At 55.8% G+C, this 11361-nt stretch carries 10 protein-coding genes and 1 tRNA gene; all 11 read right to left on the minus strand.

All coding sequences use genetic code 11. From position 1 onward, the window contains the following. Nucleotides 1–235, minus strand: a 235-nt coding sequence (locus FBR45_RS15910; protein ID WP_138504060.1) for a hypothetical protein, incomplete at its 3' end; no start/stop codon positions are given. Continuing rightward, nucleotides 235–3687 carry a hypothetical protein gene (locus tag FBR45_RS15915; protein ID WP_138504062.1) on the minus strand — a complete coding sequence of 1151 codons (3453 nt, stop codon included), beginning with the start codon at nt 3685–3687 and terminating at the stop codon, nt 235–237. The genes FBR45_RS15915 and FBR45_RS15910, both read right to left, overlap by 1 nt. 75 nt (nt 3688–3762) lie before the next feature. Next, nucleotides 3763–4920 carry a hypothetical protein gene (locus FBR45_RS15920; protein ID WP_138504064.1) on the minus strand — a complete coding sequence of 386 codons (1158 nt, stop codon included), beginning with the start codon at nt 4918–4920 and terminating at the stop codon, nt 3763–3765. 65 nt (nt 4921–4985) lie between these two features. Beyond that, the gene (locus FBR45_RS15925; RefSeq protein ID WP_138504066.1) at nt 4986–5873 is read right to left on the minus strand and encodes a hypothetical protein; all 888 of its coding nucleotides are present in this window, start codon (nt 5871–5873) and stop codon (nt 4986–4988) included. A 308-nt stretch (nt 5874–6181) separates the two neighbouring features. After that, nucleotides 6182–6253 (minus strand) — tRNA-Met (locus FBR45_RS15930). A 76-nt stretch (nt 6254–6329) separates the two neighbouring features. Then, the gene (locus FBR45_RS15935; protein WP_138504068.1) at nt 6330–6518 is read right to left on the minus strand and encodes a hypothetical protein; all 189 of its coding nucleotides are present in this window, start codon (nt 6516–6518) and stop codon (nt 6330–6332) included. Beyond that, nucleotides 6518–6988 (minus strand): hypothetical protein, encoded by a 471-nt coding sequence (locus FBR45_RS15940; protein WP_138504070.1) that lies wholly within the window; start codon nt 6986–6988, stop codon nt 6518–6520. The genes FBR45_RS15935 and FBR45_RS15940 overlap by 1 nt, the downstream gene beginning before the upstream one ends. A 144-nt stretch (nt 6989–7132) precedes the next feature. Further along, on the minus strand, nt 7133–7342 hold the full coding sequence (locus tag FBR45_RS15945; RefSeq protein WP_138504072.1) for a hypothetical protein: 210 nt from the start codon (nt 7340–7342) through the stop codon (nt 7133–7135). After that, nucleotides 7327–8946 (minus strand): hypothetical protein, encoded by a 1620-nt coding sequence (locus FBR45_RS15950; protein ID WP_138504074.1) that lies wholly within the window; start codon nt 8944–8946, stop codon nt 7327–7329. Before FBR45_RS15950 ends, FBR45_RS15945 begins: the two co-directional genes overlap by 16 nt. After that, a complete protein-coding gene (locus FBR45_RS15955; RefSeq protein WP_138504076.1) occupies nt 8939–9358 on the minus strand; it encodes a hypothetical protein in 420 nt (139 codons plus the stop codon). Before FBR45_RS15955 ends, FBR45_RS15950 begins: the two co-directional genes overlap by 8 nt. Nucleotides 9359–9369: 11 nt before the next feature. Beyond that, complete coding sequence (locus FBR45_RS15960; protein ID WP_138504078.1) at nt 9370–11193, minus strand: hypothetical protein; 1824 nt, start codon at nt 11191–11193, stop codon at nt 9370–9372. Nucleotides 11194–11361 lie beyond the last annotated feature (168 nt).

The following is an 11361-nucleotide window of genomic DNA, read 5'->3' on the forward strand; positions in this document are numbered from 1 at the left end:
AGTACAGCACCGCGCCCCCGGTTGTGCCGCCACAGACGGGCAGCTGGCTGTAGTCGCGGCCGTCTTCGTCGAGGTAGGGCGTGAAGTTGATCCACAGGTCGGCCACGACCTTATTGATCTTTTGCCCCTTTTCGACCGTCACGCCCAGGGGAATCGAGCGGATGTGAATCTGCTGGGTCGTATCGTCGCGGATGCGAACGACCTTGAGGTTAAGTATATCCTCGGTAGTAGCCATCAGAATGTTTCGTTAAGGTGATTGCGGATGAGTCGGGCCATCGTCTGCCGGGCTTTGCCCGTCGGGTCCGAATAGGGGTGCACGTTATCCGGCAGCGAAAACCGCAGCGCCGTCATGTCCTGGCTGGTCGAACCGGCTTCCCGGCTTTCGGCATCGGCGGCAAATTGAGCCCAGGGCATCTGCGCCCAGCGGGCGGCCGTGTTGGGCATCCGGCGCTGACTCCAGCCCGTTTGCTGCCAGAGCCGCCAGAGGGGATACTGCCAGTAGTCGGCCAGCTTCTGCTGACCCAGAGCCACCCGGGCCACCCCCGGCTGCTGGTTCTCGAAGTGCCCCTCGATGACGATTTTTTGCAGGGGGTTGTACTTGAGAATCTCCCGGAACAGGAAATTAGCCGCGCCCAGAAAGTAGCTGCGGTCGAAGGGATCGGCCGGAATGGTCAGGTAGCTGGCCTCCGACTCGCCCGCCAACACGTCGTTATAGCCGTGGCTGAAGACGATCAGATCGACGCCCGGCACCTCGGGGTTACTGCCATCGATGTAGGGAATTATGCGCCGTTCGAAGGAGCAGTTGCGGATGAATTCGGCTTGTTCGGCGGTGAAACTGGTCGGGGCCACATCCGCGTTGACAAAATCCAGCCGGTAGCTGGCCCAGTTAGCCAGCAGGTCATTTTTCTGCGCAACCGTATGCGTCAGGGCGTACGCGCAGTTCTCCCAGTGCATGCCGTTTCGGGTGCCGTCTGAGTTCAGGATGCGTACCGGTGAGCTGGGTACGGCCACCATGATACACCGCGCACCCAGCTCCGCGCAGGCCTGCTCCCAGTACCCTGATCCGGCCGGAATGGACGTCCCCCCTACCAGGATGATTTTGTCGGCGGCCCGGGAGGATACGACCAGATTAGCGGCCGTGCGTCGGCCGTAGGGGCTGTAGCTGGTCGGGACTACGCTGCCTTCGACAATCTGATAGGTATCCTTTTGGGCTACGGGCAGCGAGGGGCGTATATAGGCGGTATCGGCGGTCGTCTCAAACTGCAGCTCCTCCCGATCAAACCGCACGCCCCCCACCCACTGCTTATTCTCATTAAAGAACGTGACGAACTGCTTACTGGTAGCGGTGTAGACGGTGCCCGGCTTGACCCGCTCAAACGGCCCCACGACGTAACCGGGCAGGGCTTCAAGCGTACCGTTTTCCCACATAAAGCTGCCCTCGATGTGGGGGGCGTCCTTATTGTAGAGGTTGGGGAGCCGAATCAGGTAGCGGTCCAGATCGGCCGCGGTGGCCTGGGCGACCTGGGCCGTTTGCAGGGCGGTCGTGCCCTGCGGAGTTGTGCCATTGAAGATTGGCTCCGAAGCGGGAGCCGGGGTAGTGCCTTCGTTCACGTGAAAGGTATTTAGTTCATCGAGGAAAACCGTACAGCGGATATAGACCGTGTCGGGCAGGGTGGTAAAGTGGAGATCGTCCCGGCCGACAGCCGCGCCCTTCAGGGGCCGGTCCAACGCGTCGAAAAAGGCGACGAACTGTTTGTCGCTGGCGTAGATCGGCTGACCGGCCGTGACCGGTATGGGGTGCGATACGAGGTAGTTGGCGTTCTCATGCAGCACCCCATCGTCATCGATGTAGAAGCCCTCCTCGTTGCGGGCGTCGTCCTTATGAAACAGATTGGTAGCGGGCGTGATCAGCGTGGCCAGATCGCCGGTTTGCCGACTCAGAGCCGACTGTAGTATCTGGGCCGTGGTCAGCGCCTGGGTACCCTGGGGGGTCACGCCCTGAAATACCGGCAGGGCGGAGGCTTCCGGTTTGTCGACGTTGCCTTTAATCAGCCGGAACGTGTTGATCTCGTCGGCCGGTACGGTACACAGTATATAGGCCACGCCAGCGGGGACGGTGAAAGCGTCGTCGTCCCGCAGGTAGTCCGCCCCGTTGCCGACCGGCAGATCCCGGGCCGAAAAAAAGGCCACGTACTGTTTGCTGCTGGGATGATACCGCTGGCCGGAGGTTACCGGGATCGGGTGCGAAATCTGGTAGCTGGCATCACCCTTGACCTTCCCCTTATTGTCGATGAATGCGCCGGGCTGGTTGCGGCTGTCGTTTTTGCGAAACAGATTCTCGCCGGGCACGATGAAATTAGCCAGATCGCCCGCGGCCCGGCGGGCGGTCGAGGCAATCTGCGCCTGCTGGGGCGTTTCGCCCAGGAACAGCCGCTTAAAGGGTTGCCAGTCGAGGTTGGCCGCGCCGGGCGTAACCTGAAACTGATTGACCACGCCCGCCGGGATGGTCATGCGCATGAATGCCACGCCAGCGGGCGTGGTGAAGGTGGGGTTCTCACGGGCGTGGTCTTCGCCCCCGATTGACTTTCCGGCCCGGTTAAAATACGTGACGTACTGGCCGGGCACGTTTGGCGTCCAGGTCGTTAACGGCGTTACCGGAATGCGGTGGGATAAAACGTACGCCTGGTTGGCTGTAAGCTCGCCCTTGGTATTCATGTAAAAGCCCGGCTGGTTGAACGGGCTGTCCTTATCGAACCAGTTGATATCGGGTCGAACAAAATCGGTACGCTCCCATGTGACTGCCCCGATCTGAATCTGAGCTGTCGCAATAGAGTCCTCCAGAATGGTCAAAATCGGCAGGTTGTAGCAGCGCGGATCGTCGAGAACCGTGTAGGTACCCCCAGTGCCTCCGCCTGTTCCGCTGCCAGCGCAACCGAGTTCCGACAATTTGGTACAGAGAGCCTGAATGGTGTTAGCCGACGCCGACTGCACCAGCTTAAGCAACGCGGCATCGCGATCGTTGGCTGATGCAATGCTCGTAAGATTCAATAAGGTGGCCAGAGCCGACACTTGAGATGCCGTAAAAACGCGATTTCGAGCCGTATAATGGGCTTCCTGATCGCTATCGACAAGCAGCATAGTGCCTGCCTTACTGGCATCGGCCCGATTAATTGCCCCTGTCAGCTCGGTTTTTGTCTCGTCAGACAGGTTTTGGGCTAAATCAAGAAAGAAAGCGTCTTTTTCCTCATCCGATGACACCTCGATGAGTTTTTCCAACGTAGCCCCGAAGAGCGCCATATAAGCCGGATCCGACAGTTTTTCGGCCAATGCTGATATGGTCGACTCGTTAGCTGCGTTGATCAGACTGCGAAAGGTTGCATTGCGGCTGACCGCCGTGTCGGCCGTTACCAGAGCCAACAACGTCGGGCTTAATAGTCTGTACTTAGCTGGTGCATTAAGTGGGGTTTCACCGGTGTTGGTAGTTGCCAGCACCCTGTAAAATCCATCACCGAATACCATGTACTGACCAGTAACGTACGTTCGACTGCCATCGTAGGGCATCATAATCGAACGTACCAGGGCAATCATAAAGCCGCCTACCCGCTCAGCGGAGTTGGCCCCCTCCTGCTTTTCATCAAATATTTGAGTGGCTAACTGGAGAAGTTGCGAGAAGGTCTGGGGATTCATAGAGCGACCAGCGAGGAGTAAGAAAAAACGGATTGGCCGGACACAACGCGCCCGGGCCAATCCGTCATGACAGAATTAAAGCGCCTTCTGCATGGCCGTCCCTTTCTGGGTCAGCGTCGCGTCCGACTTCACGCGAATGATGCCATTCACGCCGTTGTTAGCGCTCAGCTGAGGGTTGACCAGTGGCAGATACCACAGACGCATCTCCCAGATGTTGTAGATCTCGCACTTGGTCGAACCGGGCGCAATAGGGAGCTTCTTTTTCATGTAGGTGGTGTCGGCCTCGATCGAGCGGCCACCAGCCTGGGTCAGCCCAAATATGGGTGTGCGGTACGTGGTATACGCAAAGCCATCACCGATAATATCCTCTTCCACCGTCGGGAAAAACGCAGCCGTAAACAGTGCCAATGCCCCCTGCTCGACGATGAATGTAGAATCAGCCAGGCTGTTGGCGCCGAAGTTCAAACCATCACGATAGATAGCCCGCAGCGTATCAAAGTGATTCTGCTGGCCAGCATCACCGGCCGGCGTGTTCTGCTGGTATTCGGCGTTGAACAGAGCATAGCGCAGGTTGCCCCCATCAAATACGGCAGGCGAGTTAAGCCGGTTGATTTCGGCCAGTTCAGCTACGTAGGGAGCAAAGTCGAACGCGTTGAGGTTACCAGGAGCCACGCGCAGCACCTTTCGCATAGCGGCTGTGCTGCCATCACCCTGATACGTACCCAGCCGACCGACACCCGCCGATTCACCGGCATTGCCGGCCATGAACAGGGTCATTTTCTGAGCCAGCTTGTTGACCAGGCCAACCTGCTTAGTGAGCAGTAGGTGCTGCAGTTTTTCCGACCGCATGAAGTGGTTACCGCAGTCCTTTTCCTGAACTTTCAGAGTAACCTTCAGCATGTCGTTGATCTCGTACTCGATCGCGCTGGAAGCCGCTTCAGGGCCGTCGATATCGCAGGTCACCGCCGTCTTGGCTTTGGCTGGCAGGTCGTTTTCTTCTTCGACCGTGTGATCCCCTGTTTCGAGCCAGACCACCTTCACGGGCTTGCAGCCGTCGTTTTCAGTCAGATCATCCAGCAGATCGGCCGTCTGCTCGGCGAAGACACCCTGAAGGATGTTGGTGTCGGCTTTGAAGCGCTGGGCCTGGTTAGCCCGCGACGATTCCCATTTCGCTTCCAGATCCTGGAGCAACGTTGGCACCTGAGATGCCGAGAAATCTGTTACCTGTGGCATAATCGTAGCCGGTTGTTCCTTACCGGCAGAAGGGTGATTAAAGCCCGGCTACGATTCGCGTAGCCTTAGGCCGGTTTTTGCTGTTCAGCCCAGTACTTGGTTACCTCATCTCGCTCCGCGTACGAATACTTGTTGCGGTCGCGCAGGATGCTGTTAACCTCTTCCAGGGTTTTGGGGGGCGTACCCTTGAAGTGGGTGAATGTGAACTTGCCACCACCACCGCCTGATCCGGATCCGGGAGGTACGCCAGCACCTTCCTTCTGATCCGAGACTTTAATGGTGTAGACGCTTTCGACCATGCCTTTCAAAAAGTCATCAGCGGCAACGGGGAACAGCTTGCTGTCTTCGATGCGCTTGCCTTCTTTCCAGAATTCGGTCTTTCCATCCACCTCTTTGAGCGTTACGCCCTGAAAACGCTCCAGGAACATGCGCTCCTGAACCGCTGCGATCTTGGCATCTTCATGAATGACCGCCCCAAAATCGTTGAGGGCTTTCAGCGCCATCGCTTTGACCTGTTGCTCGGACACCTTCGCGTTCCACTCCTGTTCTTTCTGGGTGAGCGTGGTTTGAAACTCCTTATCCTTATTCTGCAGCTGGGTTTCCAGACTACGGAAGGTCGGGTGCATCTTGACCTGCTCTTCGGTCAGGTCTTCGGGTTTGATCTCAGGCTTGTAGGTCTTCGAAATCACGTCGAGCAATTCTTCGATCTTATCTGGGTCCGCATCGATCTTGAACAGCTCTTTGGCTTTCGCGTTAGCTGCTTTCTGCAGCATCCCTTTGCCTGATTTGGTACCCTCTTCCCGAACCGACTTGATTCGATCAGAAACCATCTTGTCGACTTCGCTCGGCTTATCGCCGGTCAACAGCGTTTCGATTTCTGATACTGGTCTGCCCAGTGTACTAGCGATTGCTTTGAGCGCGATATCCTGCTGCTCTTCACTCAGATTTGCCATGATCTATTTGAACGTTAGGTGTTCCTACCAGGTAAGTAAGGACCTTGCGGCCAGCCGGGAAGCGCCCGGAGCGCAGAGAATTCTGTCAGGTAAGCGCCTGACGCGCAAATGGGGTCAAGACCCCGGCTCTACCATGCCCGCTTTATCCTTTCCCGCACGGACGAGTTAACCAACGACGAGTATCAAAGTCACCAGGGCAAACTGGCTGGAGGGCTCCTCATCGTTGACTGGCAGAGCTTTCTTGTTTCGGTAATTCGGGGTCGTAAACGACCGACTATACCGTGCGCCCTCATTTTGCATTCCCCTTGGAGCGAGAGCCGGACTCGAACCGGCGACCTTGGAGTTATGAGCCCCACGAGCTACCACTGCTCTATCTCGCTGTGTTGCCGGTCTTTCCCGGCTGTCACACGGTTCAATCGCTCTGTTATGGCCTCTCCCGTGAGTCATCGGCCTTTTTTATTCCTTCGACCCCTTAGGCCCTCTTGGTGCAGGTTGTGCTGGGGGTTGGTCTTTGATTTCCTCCGGAACGTAGTCGTCGGGCGTTACGACCGTGAAGTTTTTGTCATAGCCCTGATCGACGAGTCTCTGCCAGTCAGCCTTACTAATGGTCTGGGTCTTGCGCGTGAGATTGTGCTTGATCTCCATTACTTGTCGTCAGTTTTGGGAGTGTAGGCAGCCTTACCGGTCGACCGCGTAGACTTGCCCGGCTGTTGACCCTCTTTAGGAGGCTCATTCGTATCGGCCGGTGGAACCGTAGAGGTGCCGGCGTCGTCATTGCCATCCTTACCTTCGCTCTGTTGGGCAGAGTCGGTTGAGTCTGTACCGAATCCCAGTTCATTCAGCCGATCGGCCAGGCTATCGAGCGCCTGTAGCTGCTTATCGGACACGCTTTCGGGGCCGTTGGTCGCAAACCCGAAAATGACCGTAGCGGCATGCTCCAGTTCCTGGTCAGGGGTTTTGTCCGCTTTGCCAGCCTTTTCAGGGACGGATTTCGCCTGCTTGTCCACCTCTGGCGGGGTGAACTCCTGACCGCGTTTGTAGCCGAGCTTTTCGCCTACCGACTCGGGCAGATAGGTCTCTTCGCCTTTGTCGTTAATGAATAGGACCTCTTCCATAGTGCTGACTCGTTGTGTGACTCGTTAGTAGACAGGCAAAGATAAACCGATTAAGAATTTCACAAGTTATTTACGAATAAAATTCGTATTCTATTAACTAAAAAAGCCTGACCGTGGCCAGGCTTTTCCTTCAGTATGTGTAGTTCAGACAAGTTCAGCGGTTACGGCTGGCTTAAAAACAGCTTTGCCGGTCTGGTCGTCCTGGATCGTATCGTGTTTATCGTACCCATGCAGCCAGCGATAAGGAACGCCTTCGGGATAGGCTGAACAGGTCAACCCATTGCGGTGCTGGCAGCTGTGGCACCATGACAGAGAGGGTGCATCATCTTCGAGCCATTCTACTTGAGCTTCCATCCTAATTGCCTATTTAGAAACTTACGTTGCTGATCGGAAAGTGCGCTGGCACCATCCCGATCGAATAAACTGTAGATCTCGGCAATGGCTTCCGTGATCTTGCCCTGACCATAGGCCGAACCGACGGCGAACTTGGGCTTATCGGTACGCAACTTACGAAGTACGGCAAAAAAATCACCAAACTTATTCTGATTGTTACTCAGATACTCGTAGTGGACCATATGTCCAATCTCGTGAGATACTACGCCAGCCAGGGTGCCATCAATCCAGTCCAAATCGCGCTCGGCCTGTTCGAAGGTGGCCAGTGTGGCCGCCAGGTCAGCCTGAGCGCCCAGCGTCTTGCGGTTCACCTGTAAGATATACGTGCCCAGGTTATTAACGCGCGTCTGCATGGGATAGTTGCCAGGAAAGTCAACAACTTCAACACCTGAGGGGCGAACACCATACAGCTTCTTAGCCTTGAACAGACCTGCATTAATCTGATTGGCCACCTCGACCGGTAGCTCGTCATACCCAGGCTGATTCATCAGTTTGTTCGTCAGGGCAAACTGCTTGGCCTCCGCAATGCTGGTGGCCGGCGTGAAGTCGTCACCAAATCGGTTGACGGGTTTTTGCGGCTTGCGGCCGGGCTGGGCGATAGGCGGCTCGATGCGATCGTTCGAGTTTTCGACGATCTGCAGAATGCCCTTTTTATTACGACCCAGATCCGGACGTCGACGCATCGCTTCCCGGTCTGATATCGCACTGTAATGATGCCGGCACCCCCACCCGCCTGCGTGTATGAACGGAACGTAGTTGCCTTTAGGCTTGCCAGAGAAAAAGCCGGTAGCCTTATTCTCATAGCCGCCGTAGGTATCCTGGGCAGTCCCGAATTTGTCGATCTCCGATCGCAGAAACACCTTCCCATCCCGAACCCGGCAGAACAGGCGAGTGCCGGCGATGGTGCCACCCAAATACAGAAACGCCGTCATGTTCAGCCCCTCGGCAAACGCCTGCTGAGCCACACGATCGGCCTGCTGGTAGGTGTCGTAGGCTACCGTGTTGTAATGTCGGCTCCAGACACCTTTCTGAGGAGCGTTTGGGTTCGTTGGATCGCCGACGATGAACTGTTTCAGGTTACGTTTGAAGCGCTCCAGCCCTACCCCGCTAGTCTTCTGCGCGTAGGCAAACTGCTGGACCTGGCGCCGAACGGTCGTGTCCTGGCTGAAGAGGTCGAACAGTCCTTTACTGACTATCTCCCCGTCGGGCTTGATGCCAAACGTATCGGTCATTAATGACTCTACACGCTGCTCGACCTGTTCAAACAGAACCTGATTGACCTGCACACCTCCCATGGCCTCGCCGATCGCGCCCTGAAAGTATCCCTGGTTAAGCGTCTGGATGGTCAGCAGGTCAGTGCCGAACTGTTGCAGCACGGGCACATGGTAGCGTTTCTCCCAGCCCGGTAATAGCTTACCAAGGTGTTTGGGGCTGGCCAGTATGGTTTCGGCCGACTCCATCAGTAGCGCCAACAGGTCGACGTTAAGGGTCGCCAGTCGATTATCGAAGCTGGTCTGGAGGGCTTCGATCTGGGCAATGCGCTTTTTGGCCTCGGGTTCAGTCATTGCCTTGCGGTGGCCAGATATTCTGATAAATCTGATGATGGATATGACCAATCATGTAAGCCCATGCTTCAGAGCTTATTTCCGCATTATGTGGCAGGTTGATTGAGTGAAACATAAACTCCACCACATGAAAAACCTCATGCGCTATTGCCGCAAGGTGCCTGTTATGCGTCGGGTATTCTCGTAACCGTAAGACGATACCACTACCGAGAATAGATGCCGTTCGGCCGTCTTGGTACGAAGACATTGGACCGATCAATTCCATCCACTCATCAACCAATGAAGGATTCATAAACCGGGATAAGCCATCGCGTAACCGATCGTCGTTTTCAGCTATAGAAACATATAACTGGCGATTATATGGATCAAGATCGATTAAGAAGCGACGGGATGTTTCTTTAAATTTAGCCATGTGAATGAGTTCTAAGCCCCAATAGACATCTCAACCGGCCGCGGCAACATGGCCATCAGCTTATCGACCTTCGCCATGACCAGCCGGTCCCGCTCAGTATAGGGCAAATCGTAGAACGTAGGCGACTCGATCTCCAGCTCCCCGAAAATCACGTCAACGTTCGCCCGAAGTACCGCCAAGGTCTGGGGTATGCGACCGGTGCTATCGAAGAACTCAAACGCATCGAGCGTCTGCGCGAAGTAGGGCACGTGCTGCTTTTTGATGAAGTACCGCTCCAGGGCTGTCGGGTCCGCTTCGTAGCGTTTGCGGGCGATATCATCGAGGATCTGTTCGATCTCAAAATCCGGAGCACCCGCATCCCGGGCGGCCTTCAGATCGGCATACAGCTGAGACAGGCCTGACAGCTTCAGATCACGCGGAAACTCGTACAGGGTTTCGACGGTACCGCTGATGTTCATCAGCTTGATCAGGAGCCGAACGATTGACTTGTAGACAGCCGACTTCTGATCAGCGAAGGGCAGCAGGGTGTTGTTCTGATCATCGCGGCTCACCACGTACTCAGTAGCCGTCTGGGGCTGATCTGGACGCGGGCCACTGGGGCGTACCTGCGAATCCGACGAAAACACAGTCTGGTAGATCTGCACGATCAGGTTCTGAATCTTCTCGTCGAAACCCTGAACCGTTTCCAGGTCGGGCTTTTCGGTGAAGCTGAGCTTCGACAGATCCATGATTTTATCCTCATCATCCGGCATAGGACGACGGAGCACGTCCTGTTCACTGGTGTGGCTTAAATAACCGGTACCGTGGCATTTTTTACAGGTTGTGCCCAGGATAGGCACTTTGCCGTCATTACAACCCCTCGACGTACCCGTAACCGGATCCGTTTCCCCCGGGCAGGCGGGCGCGTACTCGTAGCGACGTGGGTAGGCATGAAGCGAGGTAACCAGGTCGTTTTTAGACTTCAGATCAAGCAGCTCTTTGAACTGTTCGAGGGCAGCATGAAACAGGGGCGACACGTTGGAGCTGTTGCCGGTCTGGGCATCGGGCATGTAGCCCAGCCGTACCGCCTGTACTTCGTCGATATTGAGGACGTAGGTGGCTACGAAGTATTTCCGCTCGTTGTTCAGCTCAAACACCTCGTAGATGCCAGGCAGGTCCTGACGGCCGTCGCCATACTCAAAATACCGATAGGTGTACTGACCCGTTAGGCACAGGTAGTCGGTCGCGTACCGACGTTCGCCCTCGACACCAGTGTAGGCCACCAGAATCGATAAGACGAGGAAGTCGAGCCGCCCCCGGGTGTACCGGTAATTCAGCACCGACGGCGCTTCAAACAGAATCGCGTATGGCCGTGCCCGTTCGCCCCTACTGGCATCGAAGGGCGCAAAGTCCAACACCAGAAAAGCGTTGGGGTCGTATAGGCTGACCAGATCGTAATGAACCGACAGGTAATCGTCGAGGCTCCCTCGGCTACTGCTGTTCTCTCCACCAAAATCGTTGAGCACGTCCTGCAGATCCCGTTGGTCCCGTTCAGTCGTACCCGAAAAGTTGAGCCCCTTCTTGATATCCTGTATGCGGCTGATCTGGCCGAACTTCTTGACCAGTGGGCTGGACGTCGACGACAGGTTCTGATGCGTGAGCTGCAGGCGCTGCTTATACTCATCGTCTTCCTCCCGGCGAATAAACCTCGTCAGGAAGCGCTCATAGTCGTGGCCAGACAGAATCGTCAGATAGTCACGTCGGAGCTCAACGGTACGGTCATACGCCGAATGACGAAGGCCTTCAATAACTTGACGGGTGATCTCCTGCGCCTGGTCAGGTGTCAACGTGGGCATGGTCGAAAGATGGGTTGAAAGCCCTGTACGACCGGGCAGGCCAGGTAAGAACCAATAACACCCGTAAAATACGAGTATAATTCATAATTTTTCAACAAAAGCCACTCACCTATTGGACCGCTCGCCGATATATAGCCAAAACATCATGTATGAGAACGAGAGAACTAA

The organism is Spirosoma lacussanchae, from assembly GCF_005870035.1.
Lineage (GTDB): Bacteria > Bacteroidota > Bacteroidia > Cytophagales > Spirosomataceae > Spirosoma > Spirosoma lacussanchae.

Bases quoted from the DNA above. Each gene is read 5' to 3' on its own strand.
- FBR45_RS15935 (WP_138504068.1), bottom strand. From the start codon at position 6,518: ATGGAGATCAAGCACAATCTCACGCGCAAGACCCAGACCATTAGTAAG.
- FBR45_RS15960 (WP_138504078.1), bottom strand. From the start codon at position 11,193: ATGCCCACGTTGACACCTGACCAGGCGCAGGAGATCACCCGTCAAGTT.
- FBR45_RS15920 (WP_138504064.1), bottom strand. From the start codon at position 4,920: ATGCCACAGGTAACAGATTTCTCGGCATCTCAGGTGCCAACGTTGCTC.
- FBR45_RS15945 (WP_138504072.1), bottom strand. From the start codon at position 7,342: ATGGAAGCTCAAGTAGAATGGCTCGAAGATGATGCACCCTCTCTGTCA.
- FBR45_RS15925 (WP_138504066.1), bottom strand. From the start codon at position 5,873: ATGGCAAATCTGAGTGAAGAGCAGCAGGATATCGCGCTCAAAGCAATC.
- FBR45_RS15955 (WP_138504076.1), bottom strand. From the start codon at position 9,358: ATGGCTAAATTTAAAGAAACATCCCGTCGCTTCTTAATCGATCTTGAT.
- FBR45_RS15950 (WP_138504074.1), bottom strand. From the start codon at position 8,946: ATGACTGAACCCGAGGCCAAAAAGCGCATTGCCCAGATCGAAGCCCTC.
- FBR45_RS15940 (WP_138504070.1), bottom strand. From the start codon at position 6,988: ATGGAAGAGGTCCTATTCATTAACGACAAAGGCGAAGAGACCTATCTG.
- FBR45_RS15915 (WP_138504062.1), bottom strand. From the start codon at position 3,687: ATGAATCCCCAGACCTTCTCGCAACTTCTCCAGTTAGCCACTCAAATA.